Origin of the sequence: Streptomyces sp. NPDC021225, from assembly GCF_044332865.1 — a bacterium.
GTDB lineage: Bacteria > Actinomycetota > Actinomycetes > Streptomycetales > Streptomycetaceae > Streptomyces.
In genome coordinates this window covers 595,713-615,454 of record NZ_JBIRPV010000006.1, presented here as the reverse complement: position 1 = coordinate 615,454, position 19,742 = coordinate 595,713, and the positions used below count along the sequence as shown (strand labels likewise).

Here is a 19,742-nt window from a genome sequence, read left to right as displayed (position 1 = left end):
GTACAGAAAGACAGGTACCACCATGGCCGCTTCAGAGAACGACCGCGTCGGCTCCGTGGAGACCCGTGGCATCGAGCCCGTTCCGGACACCGAGCGCCACGGCCACGCAGGACAGATGTTCTGGACCTGGTTCGCCGCGAACATCAGCATCCTCGGCCTGCCGCTCGGCGCGGCGCTGGTCAGCTTCCGCGGCCTGAACATCTGGCAGGCGGCCGTCGTCGCCGTGCTCGGCTCCTTCGGCTCCTTCGCCCTGGTGGGCGCGTTGAGCATCGCCGGCAAGCGGGGCGGGGCGCCCGCCCTCACGCTGTCCCGGGCGGTGTTCGGGGTCCGTGGCAACGCGGGCCCCACGCTGGTCACCTGGATGAGCCGGCTCGGCTGGGAGACCATCAACACCACCACGGCCGCCTTCGCCCTGCTGGCGCTGCTCGACGTCGCCTTCGGCATCCGGCGGAACACCGTGCTCACGGTGGTCTGTCTGCTGGTCTTCATCGGCTGCACCCTGCTGATCAGCGGCCTCGGACACGCCACCATCATGTGGATCAACAGATGGGCCAGCTATGTCTTCGGTCTGCTCAACCTGGTGGTGATCGGTTTTCTCGCGGCCACCGTGGACTGGGGCAAGGTGGGCCATGCGCCGGCCGGTCCGGTGAGCGCGATGGTCGTGGGCGTCGGCATGATCGCCGCCGGGACCGGGATCGGCTGGGCCAACACGGGCGCCGACTACGCCCGTTATCTGCCGCGGCGGATCCCCGGCGGGCGGCTCGTGGCCGCGTCCGCGTTCGGCGCCGGTATTCCGCTGGTCGTGCTGATCTCGCTGGGCTCGCTGCTCGCGGCGGGTGAGCCGGACCTCGCCTCCGCCTCCGATCCGGTCTCGGCCATCAACGCGATGCTGCCCACCTGGATGTCCATCCCGTATCTGATCGCCGCGTTCGGCGGGCTGCTGCTCTCCAACCACCTGTCCGTCTACTCGGCCGGACTCACCATGATCACCCTGGGCATACGGGTCCGGCGCACCCTCGCCGTCGGCCTGGACGTCATCGTCACCTTCGCGGGCGGAATCTACTTCATCCTGATCGCCAAGGACTTCTACGGCCCGTTCATCACCTTCCTCACCCTGCTCGCCGTGCCGATCAACGCCTGGGTGGGCGTCTTCGCCGTCGACCTCATCATCCGCCGGTCGTACGACAGCGCGGCCCTGATGGACGTCGGGCGGTCCAGCCGCTACTGGTTCCGGGGCGGGGTCGCCTGGGCCGCGATGATCGCCTGGGCCGTGGCCATCGTGGTGGGGCTGCTGTTCACGGAGGCCAGCACCAGCCCGACCGATGTGTGGTTCTCCGGGCCGCTCGCGCACAGCTGGGTCGGCTCCAACGGGCTGGGCTGGGTCGTGACACTGGCCCTCGCGGCCGCCGTCTACGCGGTGCTGCGCAAGCTGGACGGCACCGTCCGCCAGGAGGCCGCGGAACAGCACCCCCAGCAGCGGGTCCTGTCCGCTCCGGCCGCGCGGGAGAGCTCATGAGCGGGCTCGTGAACCCCGGCGCCGGGGACGGCGCCCCCGGCGAGCCCACGCGAGGCCGGCTGGTCCTGCTCGGCAACGCCATCGTCGACCTGGTGATGCGCGTGCCCGCGCTGCCCGAACGAGGCGGCGACACCCTGTCCCAGGACACCGCCCTCACCACGGGCGGCGGCTTCAACGTCCTCACCGCCGCCCGCCGCCTGGGCCTGCCCGCCCTGTACGCGGGCGCCCATGGCACGGGGCCGTTCGCCGACCGGGTGCGGGCGGATCTCGCCCGGGAGGGCATCGAGGTGGTGTTGGATCAGATCGCGGAGGAGGACACCGGATTCTGCGTCGCCTTCGTCGACGACGGGGGCGAGCGCACCTTCGCCACCAGCCTCGGCGCGGAGGCCCGGCTGACCGAGGCGCACGCCGAAGCGGTGCTCGCCGCGCTGCGCCCCGGCGACATGGTGCAGATCTCCGGATACGGGCTCGCCTACCCGGTCAACGGACCGGTCCTGGCCTCGCTCGTCGCGCGGCTGCCGGAACACACCCGGGTCTTCCTCGACCCGGGTCCCCTGGTCGACCAGATCCCGCGGGAGGTACTGGCCCCCGTCCTGGCGCGCTGCGACTGGGTCAGCTGCAACCAGCGCGAGGGAAGGCTGCTGACCGGCCTGGACGACGCCCACGGGGCCGCGGCCGCGCTCGCCGCCCGGCTCGGCCCCCGCACCGGGGTGCTGCTGCGGGCCGACGCGGACGGCTGCTGGCTGGTCCCGCCCGGCGGCGAGCCACTGCACCTGCCCGGCCGCCGGGTGACCGCGGTCGACAGCAACGGCGCGGGCGACGCCCACACGGGGGCCTTCCTGGCCCTCCTCGGCCATCGGCTGGACGTGGTCGCGGCGGCGCAGGGCGCCAACGCGGCGGCCGCCTTCGCGGTCACCCGGCACGGCCCCGCCACCGGACCGACCCCCGACGAGCTCCTCCGCTTCCTCGACGGCGACCCGCCCACCGCTCAACTGTCCTCGGCGCTCCGCCGGTAGGAGTTGCCCGGCGCGCCGTGGCGATCGGCGGTAGGGAGCCACGGCGGCGCCGGGCCGCCGCATCGCGGCCGTGGCTCCACCGCGCTCGGCCGGTGCTGTCAGAACCATTGCCCCCGTGGCGAAGACGTTGTTAGCTTGCGCCCGCCGTAAAAACGATTCAATCAGCGACACGGCGGGAGTCGAACCATGGCAGTCAGCCGTCGGACCTTCGTACGCACCGGCATGACCGGTGTCGCCGCCGCGGTCACCGCCGGCCTGCGGGTCGGCGACGCCGCCGCCCAGCCGTCGCCGCGGCGGCCCGGCGGGATCGACCGGCGCGCCCTCGTATCGCGTCATGATGTGGTCCGTACGGCGAGCGACCCGAAGACGCCGCTTCAGGTGGGCAACGGACAGCTCGCGTTCGGCGCCGATGTGACGGGGCTCCAGACCTTTCTGCCGTTCGGCACCCTGTCCGACTGGGGCTGGCACAGCGACGCGCTTCCTGACGGTCAGACCCCGTCGGACTTCGCCGGACAGGTGTGGGACACCCATGGCCGGCCGGTCCGTTACGACATCCCCGACCCGGAGCGCCCGGCCCTCTCCGAATGGCTGAGGGCGAACCCGCACCGGATCAATCTGGCCCGCATCGGTCTGCGGCTGCTGCGCGCCGATGGCACCGAGGCGGTCGAGGCCGATCTGAGCGACTGCCACCAGCGGCTCGATCTGTGGACCGGAACGCTGCACAGCCGGTTCACGCTCGACGGCAGCCCGGTCACGGTGCGGACGAGCTGCTGCCCGGATCTGGACGCCATAGCCGTGCGGATCGACTCCCCGATGGTGGCCGACGGCCGGCTCGCGGTGTTCATCGACTTCCCCTACGCCAGCGGCGCGGAGAAGTTCTCCGCCCCCTTCGTGGGCGTCTGGGACCGCCCCGACGCCCACACCACACGGCTGCGGACCCGCGGCCCCCGCCGCGCGGACATCACCCATGAGCTCGACGACACCCGCTACGACGTGGGCCTCGTCTGGCGGGGCGGCGGGAGAGAGCCGGTGCGGGTCGCCGGCCACCCGCACCGGTATCTGCTGGGCGGCAGTACGGGCACCCGGCTGGAGGCCACCTTCCTCTTCGCGCCCCGCCAAACCCCCCAGGTGCCCCATGCCGCGGCGGTCGAGGCGGCCGGCGCCCGGGCCTGGCCCGCGTTCTGGCGCTCCGGCGGCGCCCTGGATCTCTCCGGATCCACCGATCCCCGGTGGCGGGAGCTGGAGCGCCGGGTGGTGCTGAGCCAGTATCTGCTGGCGGTCAACGAGGCCGGCAGCACCCCGCCGCAGGAGTCCGGGCTGGTCAACAACGGCTGGTACGGCAAGTTCCATATGGAGATGTACTGGTGGCACGCCGCGCACTACGCGCTGTGGAACCGCTGGCCGCAGCTGGACCGCGGGGTCGGCGTCTACCGGAGCTTCCTCGACTCGTCCCGGGAGCGGGCCCGGCGCCAGGGTTATCAGGGCGCGCGCTGGCCCAAGATGACCGATCCCGGCGGCCGCCAGTCGCCCGGCGAGATCAACGCGCTGCTGCTCTGGCAGCAGCCCCATCCGATCTTCCTCGCCGAGCTGGACTACCGGGCGCACCCGACCCGCGCCACCCTGGACAAGTGGCGCGATGTCGTCTTCGCCACGGCCGACTTCATGGCCTCGTACGCCTTCGAGGACGCCGGCCGCCAGGTGCTGGGCCCGCCCATGCATCTCGTGTCCGAGAACAGCGACCCCAAGGTCACCGTGAACGGCGCCTTCGAACTGTCCTACTGGCGCTTCGGACTGCGGCTGGCGCAGCGGTGGCGCGAGCGGCTGGGGCGGCCCGCGGACCCCGGCTGGGAGAGGGTGCTCGACGGGCTGTCACCGCTGCCCGTCCAGGACGGCGTCTATGTCGTGTACGAGGGGGTGCGCGGGATGTGGACGGAGTACATCTTCGACCACCCCTCGCTGGTCGGGCTCTACGGCTGGCTCCCCGGGCACGACGTGGACCTGGACATCATGCGCGCCACCGCCCACAAGGTGTGGCAGGTATGGGCCTGGGACGCGGCCTGGGGCTGGGACTTCCCGATGCTCGCGATGAACGCGGCGCGGATGGGCGAGTCCGACCGGGCCGTCGACTTCCTGCTGCACGAGAAGTTCGAGTTCGACGACGCCGGGATGCCGCTCGGCGGCTCCCGGGTCGCCACTCCGTACTTCCCGGGCGCGGGCGGGCTGCTCTACGCGGTGGCCCTGATGGCCGCCGGCTGGGACGGCGCCGGGAAGGACGCGCCCGGATTCCCGTCCGACGGGCGGTGGCGGGTGCGGTGGGAGGGATTGGGGCGCGCCCTGTGAAACCCGGGAAAAGGCCGGCTACGGCTTTCTGGCCACACCGCCGTACATGGAGACCTCCGCGTCCGTGAGCTCACCGAGCGAAGGGTCGTCGGGACGCCAGCGGTGAATCGGCACCACGCCGGGCTCGACCAGCTCCAGCCCGTGAAAGAACCGTTCGATCTCCTTCTTCGGGCGCTGCCGCACCGGAACCCGCGATGCCGCGTAGACGGCTGCCGCGCGCTTCATCTCCTCGGGGGCGAAGTCCGCGGTGCCGTTGGTCAGGGCCAGATAGCTCCCCGAGGGAAGGGCGCTCACCAACTCGTCGAGGATGGCGTAGTGGTCGTATTCCGGGGGGACGAAGTGCAGAATCGAAATCATCATCAACGCCACCGGTTTGCTCATATCCAGCGTCTCGAGCAGCTCGGGAGCGTTGAGGATACTGCCGGGATCCCGCAGATCGGCCTCCGCGTAGGCCGTCTTCCCCTGAGGATCGCTGGTCAGGAGGGCGCGGGCGTGGGTCAGCACGATCGGGTCGTTGTCCGTGTAGACGATGCGCGACTCGGGGGCGATCTGCTGGATGACCTCGTGGAGGTTGGGCGACGTGGGAATCCCGGTCCCTATGTCCAGGAACTGGCGGATCCCGGCCTCTTCGGCGAGCATGCGCGCCGACCGGCGCATGAAATAGCGGTTGTTCTTCGCGATGGTGCGCGCGTTCGGCAGGACGAGTAAGACCTTCTCGGCCGCCTTCTGGTCCGGAGGGTAATTGTCCTTTCCGCCCAGGAAGTAGTCGTACATGCGCGCCGAATGCGCACTCTCCGTGTCTATCTCATCGGCGGACCAGCCCATGCGGGACAACCCCACTCCGTTTCTTCGCCGTGACAAGTTGTTGAGGTCTGAACAAACCCCGGCCGCACGGCGGAGCCGCACATCAATGCCGCCGAACGGGCCGGGTGTCTCGGCCTCAGTATGTCGCAACAAGGCAAGTAAATTCGCCGAATTGACGCGGCTCGCGCCTCCGGTGCCCCCGCGTCGAGACGACCGGGCCTCCGCTCCGTATCTGGTGACACGGGATCGCCCGACCCCCGACCACGCGAGACAGTCAAGGACCTCCTCATGAACGCATCCGCTTCCATCGGCGTCACCGGCCTGGGCGTCATGGGCCGCAACCTGGCCCGCAACTTCGCCCGCCACGGCTACACCGTCGCCGTCCACAACCGCACCGCCGGCCGGACCCGCGCCCTGGTCGAGGAGTTCGGCGACGAGGGCGCCTTTGTGGCCGCCGAGTCGGCCGACGACTTCGTGGCCGCGCTCCAGCGCCCCCGCCGTCTGGTGATCATGGTGCAGGCGGGGGGCGCCACCGACGCCGTCATCGAGGAGTTCGCCCCGCTGCTGGAGCCCGGTGACATGATCATCGACGGCGGCAACGCGCACTTCGCCGACACCCGCCGCCGCGAGGCCGCGCTGCGCGAGCGCGGCCTGCACTTCGTCGGCACCGGCATCTCCGGCGGCGAGGAGGGCGCCCTCCACGGCCCGTCGATCATGGTCGGCGGCTCGGTCGAGTCGTACGCCGCGCTCGGCCCGATGTTCGAGAACATCAGCGCCAAGGTCGACGGCGAGCCATGTGCCACCCACATCGGCGGCGACGGCGCCGGACACTTCGTCAAGATGGTCCACAACGGCATCGAGTACGCCGATATGCAGCTCATCGCCGAGGCCTACGACCTGCTCCGCCAGGTCGCCGGCTACGCCCCCGCCGAGATCGCCGACATCTTCCGCACCTGGAACGAGGGCCGGCTGGGCTCGTATCTGATCGAGATCACCGCCGAGGTCCTCGCCCACACCGACCCCGCCACCGGCGGACCCTTCGTCGACATCGTCGCCGACGCCGCGGGACAGAAGGGCACCGGCCGCTGGACCGTACAGACCGCCCTCGACCTGGGCTCCCCGGTCACCGCCATCGCCCAGGCCACCTTCGCCCGCGCCGCCTCCGGCCAGGCCGACCTGCGCGCCGCGTACGCCGGGCTGCCCGGCGGCACCACACCCCCGCTCAGCCGCTCCGAGGCCACGCGGTTCACCGCACAGGTGGAACACGCCCTGTACGCGTCGAAGGTCATCGCCTACGACCAGGGCTGGAAGATGATCCGGAGCGCCGCCGCCGAATACGACTGGAAGATCGACCTCGCGGCGGTGGCCCGGATCTGGCGCGGCGGCTGCATCATCCGCGCCTCCTTCCTCGACCGCATCCGCGCCGCCTGCACCGCGGACCCGGACCTGGTCAGCCTGGTGTCGGAGAAGGAGTTCGCCGCGGAGATCGGCGACGCCCAGGTGCCCTGGCGGGAGACGGTCGCCTCCGCCGCCCGGCGCGGCATCCCGGTGCCCGCCTTCTCCGCCGCCCTCGCCCACTACGACACCCTGCGCGCCGACCGGCTGCCCGCCGCCCTCCTCCAGGGCCAGCGCGACTACTTCGGCGCCCACACCTACCGGCGCACCGACCGCCCCGGCGCCTTCCACACCCACTGGTCCCGGCCCGACCGCCCGGAGACCACGGCCTGACGGCGCCGCGGATCGGCACACCGGCCGCGGCCCGCGCGCCGCGCCGGTGTGCGTGGCCGGCCGGATCGCGGGCAGACTGGCACGGCGCCCGCCCGCGGCACCGGGCCGGCGCGAGTACCTACGCTCGGAACGTGAGAAAGGAGCCGGGATCTTGTGCGCCTGGCAGTTGCGGGAGGGTCTGCGGACCGCGTCGGGGACCGTCCGGTGGGATGAGTACGGAGAGGCGGGCGGGGAGCCGGTCGTGCTGCTGCACGGGACGCCCTTCTCGTCGTACGTGTGGCACGAGATCGCCCCCGCGCTCGCCGCCGAGGGATACCGGGTCCTGATCTGGGACATGGCGGGCTATGGAAGCTCCGACCAGTACGCCGGGCAGGACGTCTCGCTGCGGGCCCAGGGCGAGGTGTTCGCCGAACTCCTCGCGCACTGGGGGCTGGACGAACCGTCCGTGGTCGCGCATGACTTCGGCGGCTGCGTGGCGCTGCGCGCCCATCTGCTGCACAAGTCCGGCTATCGGCGGCTCGCACTGGTCGATCCGGTGGCGCTGGCCCCGTGGGGATCGCCCTTCTTCCGGCTGGTCGGCGAGAACACGGAGGTCTTCGAACAGCTGCCGGGAGCGCTGCACCGGGCCCTGGTGCGGGAGTACATCGGCTCGGCGAGCCACCGGGGGCTGCGCCCGGACACGTTGGAGGCGCTCGTCGCGCCCTGGGCGGGCGAGGAGGGGCAGGCCGCCTTCTACCGGCAGATCGCGCAGGCGGACCAGCGCTACACCGATGAGATCCAGGGCGCGTATCCCACGATGCGGCTGCCGGTGACGGTGTGCTGGGGCACCGAGGACACCTGGATCCCCTTCGCCAAGGGCGAGGAACTGGCCTCGCTGATCCCCGGCGCACGGCTGCGGCCGATCCCCGAAGCCGGCCACCTGGTGCCGCTGGACGCGCCCGCGGGGTTGCTGGGCGCGCTGCTCGCCTTCCTCAAGGAGTCGTGAACGGGGTCTCCCGGAGGGGCCGTGAGGCAGGGGTGGTGGCCCGGTCACCGGGGCGTGGGCGGTTCGGGCGGGTTCTCCGGCCGTCGCGGGGGCGGTGACGGTGGCGGGGCCACCACCCCTGCCGTGCCGCCGTGTACCGCTCGCACCTCGTGCGCGGCACGCCGGGCGCGAAGCCTGGTGAGGTATGAAGGACATCACGCCCGACCTCTGCGCGGCCCTGTTCACCGGGTTCCGCCGTTACGACCAGCGTATCCGCGCCCGGCAGTACGTCGACGGACTGCTCAGCGCTCCGGGGCGCAAGTCCATCGCGAACATCGCGGCGGCCGTCGGCGGCCCGGGCGACGAGCAGCGGCTGCACCACTTCGTCAGCGACTCGCGGTGGAACTGGGACCCCCTGCGCAGCGCCCTCACCCGCACGCTTGAGCAGCGCGCCCGGAGCGCGGTGTGGGTGGTCAGGCCGGTCTCGATCCCCAAGGCCGGCGAGCACAGCGTCGGGGTGGGCCGGCACTTCTCCGCGGACGCCGAGCACGTGGTCAACGGTCAGCAGGCCTACGGGATCTGGTTCGCGTCGCGGGAGGCGGCTGTGCCGGTCAGCTGGCGGATGCGGCTGACGGGTCGCTGGGGCCGGGAGCGGAGCTCCGGCGACGAGGGGGTCTCGGGGCTGCTGGCCGACGTCCGCCGCTGGGGGGATCCGCGGCGCCCGGTGCTGCTGGACGTCGGGGATGTGCCGGAGGCGCCCGCCCTGGTGTCGCGCCATCTGCGCGAGGGATGTCCGCTGGCGGTCCGGATCGGCGGTGGTCTGCCGCTGACGCCGGTGCGGCCGACGGTGGCCGGGGCGGGACGGCGGGCCGTCCCCGCGCGGCGGATTCTGGCGACGGCCCGGCGGCTTCGGGCGACGCCCGTCACCGGTGGGCGGGGACCGGGCAGCGTGGTGACGGCCCGGGTGCGGCTCCCGGGCGTCGGCCTCGCGCAGGAGCCGCTGGTGCTGTTCGGCGTGTGGGACGGGACGGCGGTGGCCGGGTCACCGCCCGGGCCGTCGGAAGTGTGGCTCACCAACATGGGCACCGTGTCTCCGGGCGCGCTGTGGTCGCTGACCCGGCTGCCGCACCGGGTGGCGGAGGGCTGGCGGACCCGGGGCGCGGCGGTGGGGCTGCGCGACTTCGAGGGCCGGTCCCTGGCGGGCTGGCACCGCCATATGACGCTGGCGTCCTGCGCCTACACGATCCTGTCGCTGCGGGCCGCGGCACCGTCCTCCCCGTCCCTCGCCCCGCCCGTCGCCCCGGTGTCCCGCGTCAGGTCCGCGGCCTGACGCTCGGGCGGCGAGGCAGATGAGGCCGTCGTGGCGCTGTCCTCGGTCGCCGTCGAGGCCGTCCGGTCCGTGCGGTGTCTGCGGCGCAGCACATGACGGGTGTGGTGGAGCCGCAGCGCGAGCTGCATCTCCAGCGCCCGGTCCGGACGCGACCAGTCGGGGCCGAGCAGCGCCGCCACCCGCTCCAGGCGGCGCGAGACCGTGTTGGGGTGCACATGCAGTTGCTCCGCGGCGTTGGTCGGGCTGCCCCCGGCGGCGAAGTAGGTGTCGAGGGTCCGGGTCAGCTCCGTCAGCCGCTGTGCGTCGTACTCGAGGACGGGGCCGATGGTCGCCATGACGAAGGTGTTGGCGTCGCTGTCGTCGGAGAGCAGCATCCCGAGGAAACCGAGGTCGCGCACGCAGGCCGCGGACCCGATGTTGCCGAGCGCGAGCAGCGCGTCCAGGCAGCGGGTCGCCTCGGCGTGCGCCTCCCGGATCAGCTCGAGTCCGCGGACCGGTCCGCCCGCGCCGACGGTGACGGGGTCGCCGAGGTGCCGGGAGAGCTCCTCGGACACGGCGCGGGCGCAGTGGCCCGCGGCTTCCGCGGGGTCGTCGGCGGGCACCGGCAGCAGCAGGGAGATGCAGCCGTTCTGCACGCTGCGCAGCCCGCCCTTGCGCCGCGCGTACGAGGCGGCCCAGCCCACCGCGCGCCCGGTGGTGCCGCCCTCGGGGCGCACCACGACCACGACCGCGGGCTGCTCGGGGTCGAGTCCCAACCGGGCGGCGCGCAGGGCGAGTTGCTTGAGCGGGCGCCGGGTCACCGCGAGGAGGTCCTCGAACAGCTCGTCGCGGAACGGCCCCGCGGCCGCCTCCTCGCCGCGCTGCACCTGGAGCAGGACGGCCACGGCCTGCGCCGCGAGCCGCAGCCGTCGTACGCCCGCCTCGTTCAGCGGCTCGCCCGGGCGCAGCCGCAGCTCGGCGAGCTCCTCGTCGCCCGCGGTGACCGGGGCGAGCCAGGTGGACGAGGCGGCGGCGACCCGGACGGGGGTGGGCACCGGCGACGGGTTCCCGTACGCCGTGCCGGCCGCGTGCGGCACCTCTGCCTCGTCCACCGGGGGCAGTTCGCCGACCGTGGCCAGCCGCCGGTGCTCGGTGTCCCTGACCTCCGCGGCCCCGTCGAAGGCCGTCGCCACTTCGGTGAGCAGGGTGTCCAGGTCGACGCCCGCGAGGGCCAGGTCGATGAGCCTGCTGTGCACCTCGCCGAAGCTGCGGAACTCCGTGAGGTCCTCGACGTCCGAGTGACGGCGCTCAAGCGTCCGGGTCTTCTCTATGGCCAGGGCGGCCAGGTCGCCCAGCGAGCTCATCAGCGCCACCTCGCCGACACTGAAGTGCCGTATGTTGCGGTCGGCCGCGTACAGCACGCCGAAGGTCTCCGCCCCGTAGGTCAGCGGTGCGGCGATGATCGCGCGCAGGCCCTCCGCCCGCACCACCTCGTCGAGGACGGCGGTGTGCCGGATCCCGTCGTCCGCCAGGTAGTCGGGGGTCCAGATCGGCACGCTCTTCTCGGTGGCCTCCTCGCCCACCCCGGCGTCGCTCGGCACGCGGTAGCCGACGGTGAGGGCGGAGGCGTGGCCGTCGGCCGTCCGCACATAGCTGTCGCCCCGCTCGCGGTCCCGGAAGCTCACATAGGACATGTCCATCTTGAGCAGGGTGCGGGTGCGGCGGGTGATGGTCCGCAGCAGGGCGTCGAGGTCGTACGGGAGCGTCAGGTCCCGCGCGATGTCCACGAGGGCGGACAGCTCGGCCTCGCGCTGCTGTCTGCGCGCGAAGTGGGCGTGGACCTCGTGTGCGAGGCGCTCGGCGCGCTCCAGCCGCTCCGTCCTCGCGTGGCCGCGGGACACCTGCTGGATGCGGTCGGGTGGCGCCTCACCGGCGAGGAGTTCGAGCAGGGCGAGCACGGCATCGGTCTCGGACTCGGGCCCCGGCAGCCCCCGGTCGGCTGGCCGCACGTCGCGCCTCCCCACTCACCCCGTTGATGATGTCGCCCCGCGGATCGCGCGGCGTAGAAGAACGCTTTCCCCGTGTCTCGCAGCTTCTCCTCAATGTAACGCAGGTCACTTGCGCGCAGTGTGGTGATCTCACCACCGAAATCCTCAGCTCTGTCCCCGGATCACCTTCCTCGGCCACGCGGGTGCCGAGAAAGGTGAAAGGGGAACGGCTCATCGAGCGGTCCGCGAACCGCGGCCGAGTCAGGAGGGGTTTTCGATGCAGTACGGACAGGACACCCGCGGGATCCGCAGTCACATCCGGTCGCTGGAGCGCAGCCGCGCCTCGCGGACCCGGCCTGACCGCCCCCGTGAGTTCACCATGCTGGGCCGCGAGTGGGAGCTGCTGGACGATGTGTTCGCCCCGCCGTACTCGCCCTCGACCGGCGTCGCCGCGGACTTCCTCGGCCTGGGTACCCCGCTGCCGCAACGGAAGGCGTCGGCCGGCGGGTCGCTGCTGGAGATCGGGTGCGGCAGCGGTGTGATCTCGGTGCAGGCCGCGCTCGGCGGCCACGCCACTGTGGTGGCAGCGGACATCAACCCGCTCGCCGTGGAGAACGCCCGCGTCAACGCGGCGCGGCACGGCGTCGAGGACCGGGTGACGGCGGTGTGCAGCGATCTGTTCTCGGCGCTGGGGGGCCGGCGGTTCGACCGGATCTTCTGGAGCTCCAACTATGTGCGGGCGCCCGAGGACTACGCCTACGGGTCGATGCACGAGCGCGCGTATGTGGACCCGGGCTACCAGGCCCACCGTCGCTATCTGTCGGAGGTGACGGACCATCTCACCGAGGGCGGCAGGGCGCTGCTGCACTTCTGCGATCGCGGCGAGCCGGACGCCCTGCGGAGCATCGCGGCGGAGTGCGGCCGCGAGCTGCGCACGGTGCGCAGCCGCACCGTGCTGGAGGGCACCGATCCGATACGGCATGTGCTGCTGGAGATCCGCCCGGCGACCACTCGCCCGGCGCGCGGCCGGAACCGCCGGCTCGTCCGGGTGTGAGAGCGAAGAACCGCACACGACACGGCACTCGGGAGGCTGGGCACGCATGCGTACGCTGCTGATCGACAACCACGACTCGTTCACGTACAACCTCTTCCACGATCTGGCCCGGGTCTCCGGCCGGGAGCCGGTGGTCGTCACCCATGACGACCCGCTCTGGCGGACGGCCGATCTCGCGTCGTTCGACCGGGTCGTCATCTCCCCCGGCCCCGGACACCCGGGCCGCCCCGCCGACTTCGGCATCTGCCGGGAGGTGGTCGGGGCCGTCCTGCACGGCGATGTGGACGTCCCGCTGCTCGGCGTGTGCCTGGGACACCAGGGGGTGGCCCTGGCGGGCGGCGCCGTGGTGGGCCGGGCACCGGAGCCGTGGCACGGGCGGGTGTCGTCGGTGCACCACACCGGGGAGGGCGTGTTCGCCGGGGTGCCGAGCCCGTTCGACGCGGTGCGGTACCACTCGCTGGCCGTGACCGACCTGCCGGACGGCTTCGAGGCGACGGCCTGGACGGCGGACGGTGTGCTGATGGGGCTGCGGCACCGGGAACGGCCGCTGTGGGGAGTGCAGTTCCACCCCGAGTCGGTGGGAACCGAGCACGGCCTGCGGCTGCTGGAGAACTTCCTCGGACCGGAGGCCGGCCGGGCGCGGCGCGCGGCCCCGGCCCGCCGGGCGGCGCCGCGCCCGCGCGCAGCCGTGATACGCCGACGGCTCGAGGTGCACCTGCGCCGGTTGCCGACCCGATGGAGCGACGAGGCCGTGTTCGCGGCGCTGTACGCGGACAGCCCGGAGTCGTTCTGGCTCGACAGCAGCCGCACCGACGACGCGCTCGGCGGCCGCTTCTCGTTCATGGGGGACGCCTCCGGGCCGCTCGCCCGGGTCGTCACCGCGGACGTCGGCAGCCGCACGGTGCGCGTGCGCTCGGCCGACGGCGGGGACACCGTCGTCACGGGCGGCTTCCTGGACTGGCTCGATCAGGATCTGCGGTCCATGGCGGTCACGGCGCCGCCCCGCCTGCCGTTCGGGTTCGCCCTGGGCTGGGTGGGCTGCCTCGGTTACGGACTCAAGGCGGAGTGCGGGGGCGAGGCGGCGCACCAGTCGCCGGAGCCCGACGCCGCGATGGTCTTCGCCGACCGGGCCGTGGTGTTCGACCACCGTGAGGGCACCACCTATCTGCTGGCGCTGGCGCCCGAGGGCGACGCGGCCGAGGCCGCGGCGTGGCTGCGCGACACCGGGGAGCGGCTGGCCGGCCTCGCCGCCGCGCCGCCCATGCCGCCGCCGCGGCCGGCGCCCGCCGGCGGTTTCGCGGAGATCACCCTGCGCCACGACCGCGACGCCTACCTCGCCCTCATCGAGCGCTGCCAGGAGCTGATCCGCGCCGGCGAGTCGTACGAGATCTGTCTGACCAACATGGCCGAGGTGCGGGTGCGGCTCGACCCGTGGGAGGGGTACCGCCGGCTGCGCGCGGCGAGCCCCGGAGCCCACGCGGCCTTTCTGCGGTTCGGCGACCTGTCCGTGCTCAGCAGCTCGCCCGAGCGCTTTCTGCGGGTGGGCCCGGACGGCACGGCGGAGTCGAGGCCGATCAAGGGCACCCGGCCGCGCGGCGATTCGCCCGAGCGGGACCGGGCCCTCGCCGAGGAACTGCGGAGGGACGAGAAGGAGCGGGCGGAGAACCTGATGATCGTGGATCTGGTGCGCAACGACCTCGGGCGATGCGCGGAGATCGGCTCGGTCGAGGCCCGCGAGGTGTTCTCGGTCGAGACCTACGCGACGGCGCACCAGCTGGTGAGCACGGTCCGCGCCACACTGCGGCCGGAGTGCGGCCCGGTGGGCTGCGTCCGCGCCGCGTTTCCCGGCGGCTCGATGACCGGCGCGCCGAAGGAGCGCACCATGCGGATCCTCGACGAACTGGAGGGCGGGGCCCGCGGGTTGTACTCCGGGGCCATTGGCTACTTCTCCCTGCTGGGCGCCGCCGACCTGAGCATCGTGATCCGTACGGCGGTGGTCGCACCGGACCGGGTGCGCTACGGCGTCGGCGGCGCGATCACCGCGCTGTCCGACCCGGCGGCCGAGTACGAGGAGACCGCGGTCAAGGCGGCGCCGCTGCTCGCCCTGGTGGGCGGCGCGTTCCCGGGCCGGCGGACGGAGACCGCGGACCGCCCGGGTCCGCTGGTCAGCCGTACGCCCTGACCGAAGGCGTCTCGCGGACGGCGGCGAGCAGGCCGTCGCCGTGCCGCCGCAGCCGCCGTACGCGGTGCTCGGTGAGCTCGCCGGCCAGCCGGTCCACGGCCACGCCGCGCTGCCGCAGGAGCGCCCGGAACTCCCGCGCCGTGGGGCCCTCTCCGGTGAGCGAGTCACCGTCCGGCGCGGCGCGCGCGGCGACCTCGGTCAGGATGCCGGGGGCCAGCAGATGGGCGGTCCGCCAGGCCACGATCTCCTCGACGTGCCGGATCCGCCCGGCCGTGTCGAGGTCGGCCGCGGGCCGCTCCGCGTCGGCGCCGGACCACCCGATGCGGTACGGGCGCGCCCCCGCCCGGCGCAGCGCGCCCCAGCGGCCGCTGTCCAGGGCGCGCTCGTGGATGTCGTACACGCCACGCGCGAGGGCGAGCGCGGTGCGGCCGCGCAGCGGGCCGGCGGCGTTCCCCCCGGGGCTCCTCGCCAGAGCCCGGTCGACGGCCCGCTCCACGTCGGCCACTTCGACGGTCACGACGCAGACGTGGCGGGAGAGGTCCCGTCCCGTGCGCAGCGCGTGCTCCAGCCCCTGCCAGTAGGCGTCCAGGACGTCGGTGTAGCGGTCCACCGAGTGGACGAGGGCCGCGTTGACGCCGATGCCCTCGGCCGCGCAGACACTCACCAGGTCGGTCCCGGCGTCGGTGGCGGGCACCCGAATCAGCAGGTTGGGGCGGTTGACCACGCGGGCGAGCGACTTCGCCGCGGCGAGGGCCGAGGGCGTGTCACGGCCGGTGTCCTGGGGCAGGTCCACGCACACCCAGCCGTCGAGCCCGTCGGCCGCCGCGTGCACGGGGGCGAGCAGGTCGCACGCCCAGCGGGCGTCGTGCGAGAACAGGGCCCGCACGATCGCCTCCGGTGCCGTGCGGCGGCGGGCGAGCGTGTCGATCTGTTCGCGGTACGGGTGCCCCGTACGCGCCCGGACCTCCCGCAGCACCGGCGCCGCGGACAGCACCGCCCCGGTCACCGCCCCGCCGCGTACCCAGGTCGCGAACGACCCGTCGGCGAGCGCGGATCTGGTGAGCCCGTCGAGCCAGACGGACACCCCCTCCGCGGCGAGGCCGCTCAGGACGGGGCTCGCGGGCCGCGCGGAGCTCCCGGACCTTCTCTGCGTCATGGCGGATCACCAGGTGCCGTGCGCATGGCCGCGCAGGGCGTCCACCCGGTCGGTGCGCTCCCATGTGAACTCGGGCAGCTCGCGGCCGAAGTGGCCGTAGGCGGCGGTCTGGGCGTAGATGGGGCGGAGCAGGTCGAGGTCGCGGATGATCGCGGCCGGGCGCAGGTCGAACACCGCCCTGATGGCGTTCTCGATCCTGGCGGTGGGCACCGTGTGGGTGCCGAAGGTCTCCACGAACAGGCCGACCGGCTCGGCCTTGCCGATCGCGTAGGCCACCTGCACCTCGCAGCGCGTGGCCAGGCCGGCCGCGACCACGTTCTTCGCCACCCAGCGCATCGCGTACGCCGCCGAGCGGTCGACCTTGGAGGGGTCCTTGCCGGAGAAGGCGCCGCCGCCGTGGCGGGCCATGCCGCCGTAGGTGTCGATGATGATCTTGCGGCCGGTCAGGCCTGCGTCGCCCATCGGACCGCCGATCTCGAACCGGCCGGTCGGGTTCACCAGCAGCCGGTAGTCCTCGGTGTCCAGCTTGATGCCGTCCTCGGCCAGCCCCGCCAGCACATGGTCCACGACGTGTTCACGGATGTCCGGGGTGAGCAGCGCGTCGAGGTCGATGTCGGAGGCGTGCTGGGACGACACCACGACGGTGTCCAGGCGCGCCGGCCGGTCGCCGTCGTACTCGATGGTGACCTGGGTCTTGCCGTCGGGGCGGAGGTAGGGGACCGTCCTGTTCCGGCGGACCTCGGACAGGCGCCTGGCCAGCCGGTGCGCGAGATGGACGGGCAGCGGCATCAGTTCCGGGGTCTCGTCGGTCGCGTAGCCGAACATCAGGCCCTGGTCGCCCGCGCCGCCGGTGTCGACGCCGAGGGCGATGTCCGGGGACTGCGCGCCGATCGACACCGACACGCCGCAGGAGGCCCCGTCGAAGCCCTTCTTCGAGGAGTCGTAGCCGATCTCCAGGATCTTCTCGCGGACGAGTTGCGGGATCGGCGCGTAGGCGTTCGTGGTGACCTCGCCGGCCACCAGGACCAGGCCGGTCGTGATCAGTGTCTCGACGGCGACCCGGGACGCCGGGTCCTCGCGCAGGAGCGCGTCGAGAATCGTGTCGCTGATCTGGTCCGCGATCTTGTCGGGATGACCTTCGGTCACGGACTCCGAGGTGAACAGACGACGGGACATGGCGTGTCTTGCTCCTTTCGGTCCTTGGTCATGGGAACTGGGTCATGGGGCATGGGTCATGGGTCATGGGTCATGGGCCCGGTCTCACATGGCTGCGTGCGCCCGGCCCTCGTCCGGGGTGCTCGCCGCGGCCAGTTCCAGCCCGCTGGTCTCGGGGGCCCAGGCCGCGGAGACCGCGGCGCCGGCGAGGGAGAGCGCGGCGCCGCAGAGCATGACCGCGCCGGCTCCCCACGCCTGGAGCCCCATCGGCACGAGGAAGGTGCCGGCCGCGGCGCCGATCCTGCTCGTGGCGGCGGCGAGGCCGATGCCGGTGGCGCGGACGGCGGTGGGGAACACCTCGCTGGGGTAGACCGCCTGGAGGGTGCTGGAGCCCGCGTGGAACAGCCCGAACAGCGCGAAGCAGCCCACGACCATCCACTGAGGGCCGTGCGGCCACAGTCCGAGCACGAGCAGGGCGAGCGCGGTGACGAGGAAGGGGACGATCAGCAGGGGCCGCCGGCCCGTGCGGTCCATCAGGTACGTGCCGCACAGGCAGCCCACCAGCAGGAAGCAGTTCAGCGCGGTCTCACCGACACCGTCGTCGGCGGCGCCCAGCGAGGCGAACACCTGCGGGGCGAAGGTGGAGATCGCGAAGAACGGGGTGACCTGGCAGAGCCAGAAGACGCTGGTGAACAGCGTTCTGCGGCGGTAGGCAGGGGAGAAGAGCGTGGCGAACCCGGTGCGCGCACCACCGGCCGGTGGGCCCATGGTCTCGTCGAGGTCGTCGAGCCGGGTGCCGAGCCAGCGCCGGCAGACCGCGTCGGCCTCGGCCCTCCTGCCCCGCCCGGCCAGCCAGCGCGGCGACTCGGGGGTGCCCGTGCGGGCGATCAGGACCGCGAGGGAGGGCAGCGCGCTGCTGGCCAGGATCCAGCGCCAGAGCCCCGGATCGTCGCTCCACGCGGTGAGGGCCGCCCCGAGGACCGTGGCCAGCACATATCCCGCGTACCAGTAAGCGATCAGCGAGGCGAGCAGCCGCCCGCGCCGGTGCGTGGGCGCGAACTCCGCTACCAGGGCCCCGGCGATGGCGTAGTCGGCGCCCACGGCGATGCCCATGAGCAGCCGTACGGCGAAGAGTTCGGCGCCGCTGTCGACGACGAGTTGGAGCAGTGACCCGACGAGGAAGATCCCGAGATCGACGAGGTACATGCGGCGGCGGCCGATCCGGTCCGCGAGCGGGCCGAAGCACAGGCCGCCGAGGAAGATGCCGATCAGGGACGCCGCGCCGATCAGCCCGGCGGACAGGGTGCCGAGCGACAGATCGGTGCGGGCCAGCGGCATGGCCGCGCCCACCACGCCCAGCACCCAGCCGTCGCACACTTCGCCACCGCCGGCGCAGACCACGATCCGGTTCTGCGCGCGGCGTGTCCGGCGCGCCTCGGCCTCGGACACGGCCTCGGACGCCGCGACCGGGCGCGGGTGCGGGCGTGGTGGCGCGGTGACGGGTCCGGCCGCCCCGGGCTCGGTCCGGCTCATCGGGCGGCCGCCAGATCGAGGGAGAGCCGCAGGTTCTCCGGGGGCGTCACGTCCAGCGTGGTGCTGTCGGTGAGCACGGCGGTCTGGAGGCTGCGCAGCTTGTGCGACGGCTCGATGCCGAGTTCCTCGGCGAGGTGGCGGCTCAGGCCCCGGTACACCTCCAGCGCGTGGGCCGTGCGGCCGGAGCGGTACAGCGCGAGCATGTACTGGGCGTGAAGGTTCTCGTGCACCGGGTGGTGGGAGACCAGGTGGCCGAGTTCGGAGAGGAGTTGGTGGTGCAGACCGAGCCGGAGCTCGGCGTCCAGGCACTGCTCCAGAGCCGTCATGCGGATCCCTTCGAGCCGGGTGGCCTGGGCGGCGATATGAGCGCCGGGCTCGATGTCGACGAGGGTCCTGCCCCGCCACAGGCCGAGCGCCGAGCGCAGCGCGGCGGAGAGCCGCAGATCGTCGTCGGCGGCCTGGGCGCGCCGGGCCTCGGCCAGGTGTCCGTCCAGCGCATACAGGTCCAGGGCGCCGTCAGGGAGGTGGAGGAGATAGCCCTGGTGCCGGGTCTCCAGCATCCGCTTCGCCGCGTGCGCCGTCCCGACGGAGGGCAGGTTCGCCAGGGCCTGCCGGATGTGGAACACCCGGGTGTGCAGGCTCTGTACGGCGCTGCGCGGCGAGTCGTCCCCCCACAGCTCCTGTACGCAGGTGTCGAGCGAGACCTGTGTGCCGACGTGCACGAGCAGCAGGGCGAGCAGTTGGCGAGTCTTCGGAGGGGAGGGCAGGAGGTCGTCGTGCGCACCGGTCCGTGCGGAATTCGCGGTGTCACCGGAATTCCCGGAATACACCGAACGGCGTGCGGGCGTCACGGAATCCGTGACGGACAGCGGGCCGAGAACTCCGAACTTCATGGGATTTCCTCTCATGCGGACGAACCCCGGATGACTGGAACGTAGCCGCGGCTCGCGCGGGCCATCCACATCCGGACCCGTATCGCGCACGACTCTGTCAAATC

At 72.9% G+C, this 19,742-nt stretch carries 14 protein-coding genes; 8 read left to right on the top strand and 6 right to left on the bottom strand.

Annotation, left to right across the window (positions count from 1 at the left end; all coding sequences use genetic code 11):
- Positions 1 to 22 precede the first annotated feature (22 nt).
- The 3 genes from ACH4S9_RS28485 to ACH4S9_RS28475 all read left to right on the top strand — a co-directional run bounded on the left by ACH4S9_RS28485 (position 23) and on the right by ACH4S9_RS28475 (position 4,872).
- Positions 23 to 1,516: a purine-cytosine permease family protein gene (locus ACH4S9_RS28485; protein WP_398374391.1), complete on the top strand. Its 1,494-nt coding sequence runs from the start codon at positions 23 to 25 to the stop codon at positions 1,514 to 1,516.
- On the top strand, positions 1,513 to 2,532 hold the full coding sequence (locus tag ACH4S9_RS28480; RefSeq protein WP_398374390.1) for a PfkB family carbohydrate kinase: 1,020 nt from the start codon (positions 1,513 to 1,515) through the stop codon (positions 2,530 to 2,532). The genes ACH4S9_RS28485 and ACH4S9_RS28480 overlap by 4 nt, the downstream gene beginning before the upstream one ends.
- A gap of 186 nt (positions 2,533 to 2,718) precedes the next feature.
- A complete protein-coding gene (locus ACH4S9_RS28475) occupies positions 2,719 to 4,872 on the top strand; it encodes a hypothetical protein (protein WP_398374389.1) in 2,154 nt (717 codons plus the stop codon).
- An 18-nt stretch (positions 4,873 to 4,890) separates the two neighbouring features.
- Here the strand turns inward: ACH4S9_RS28475 and ACH4S9_RS28470 are convergent, their stop codons facing one another.
- The gene (locus ACH4S9_RS28470; protein ID WP_398374388.1) at positions 4,891 to 5,697 is read right to left on the bottom strand and encodes an SAM-dependent methyltransferase; all 807 of its coding nucleotides are present in this window, start codon (positions 5,695 to 5,697) and stop codon (positions 4,891 to 4,893) included.
- Between the two features lie 267 nt (positions 5,698 to 5,964).
- Between ACH4S9_RS28470 and gndA the strand changes: the two genes are divergently transcribed.
- From gndA to ACH4S9_RS28455, 3 genes are all read left to right on the top strand, one after another.
- Positions 5,965 to 7,404 (top strand): NADP-dependent phosphogluconate dehydrogenase, encoded by a 1,440-nt coding sequence (gndA, locus tag ACH4S9_RS28465; RefSeq protein ID WP_311723329.1) that lies wholly within the window; start codon positions 5,965 to 5,967, stop codon positions 7,402 to 7,404.
- Positions 7,405 to 7,555: 151 nt separating this feature from the next.
- A complete protein-coding gene (locus ACH4S9_RS28460) occupies positions 7,556 to 8,389 on the top strand; it encodes an alpha/beta fold hydrolase (RefSeq protein ID WP_398374386.1) in 834 nt (277 codons plus the stop codon).
- Positions 8,390 to 8,573: 184 nt separating this feature from the next.
- Positions 8,574 to 9,698 (top strand): IS701 family transposase, encoded by a 1,125-nt coding sequence (locus ACH4S9_RS28455; protein WP_398374385.1) that lies wholly within the window; start codon positions 8,574 to 8,576, stop codon positions 9,696 to 9,698.
- On the opposite strand, the gene ACH4S9_RS28450 is transcribed toward ACH4S9_RS28455, so the two are convergent.
- On the bottom strand, positions 9,605 to 11,686 hold the full coding sequence (locus ACH4S9_RS28450) for a helix-turn-helix domain-containing protein (protein WP_398374383.1): 2,082 nt from the start codon (positions 11,684 to 11,686) through the stop codon (positions 9,605 to 9,607). The two genes, ACH4S9_RS28455 and ACH4S9_RS28450, sit on opposite strands and share 94 nt — an antisense overlap.
- Before the next feature lie 256 nt (positions 11,687 to 11,942).
- Between ACH4S9_RS28450 and ACH4S9_RS28445 the strand changes: the two genes are divergently transcribed.
- Positions 11,943 to 12,719 (top strand): 50S ribosomal protein L11 methyltransferase, encoded by a 777-nt coding sequence (locus ACH4S9_RS28445; protein WP_398374382.1) that lies wholly within the window; start codon positions 11,943 to 11,945, stop codon positions 12,717 to 12,719.
- Between the two features lie 46 nt (positions 12,720 to 12,765).
- Positions 12,766 to 14,901, top strand: a complete 2,136-nt coding sequence (pabB, locus tag ACH4S9_RS28440) for an aminodeoxychorismate synthase component I (protein ID WP_398374381.1) — start codon at positions 12,766 to 12,768, stop codon at positions 14,899 to 14,901.
- On the opposite strand, the gene ACH4S9_RS28435 is transcribed toward pabB, so the two are convergent.
- The 4 genes from ACH4S9_RS28435 to ACH4S9_RS28420 form a co-directional block, all read right to left on the bottom strand.
- A complete protein-coding gene (locus ACH4S9_RS28435) occupies positions 14,885 to 16,057 on the bottom strand; it encodes a transaldolase family protein (protein WP_311723335.1) in 1,173 nt (390 codons plus the stop codon). The genes pabB and ACH4S9_RS28435 overlap by 17 nt on opposite strands.
- A 6-nt stretch (positions 16,058 to 16,063) precedes the next feature.
- The gene (metK, locus tag ACH4S9_RS28430; protein ID WP_361186391.1) at positions 16,064 to 17,233 is read right to left on the bottom strand and encodes a methionine adenosyltransferase; all 1,170 of its coding nucleotides are present in this window, start codon (positions 17,231 to 17,233) and stop codon (positions 16,064 to 16,066) included.
- An 84-nt stretch (positions 17,234 to 17,317) separates the two neighbouring features.
- The gene (locus ACH4S9_RS28425; RefSeq protein ID WP_398374379.1) at positions 17,318 to 18,745 is read right to left on the bottom strand and encodes an MFS transporter; all 1,428 of its coding nucleotides are present in this window, start codon (positions 18,743 to 18,745) and stop codon (positions 17,318 to 17,320) included.
- Positions 18,742 to 19,638, bottom strand: coding sequence for a BTAD domain-containing putative transcriptional regulator (locus tag ACH4S9_RS28420; protein WP_398374378.1), 897 nt, complete (start codon positions 19,636 to 19,638; stop codon positions 18,742 to 18,744). Before ACH4S9_RS28420 ends, ACH4S9_RS28425 begins: the two co-directional genes overlap by 4 nt.
- Positions 19,639 to 19,742: the final 104 nt, after the last annotated feature.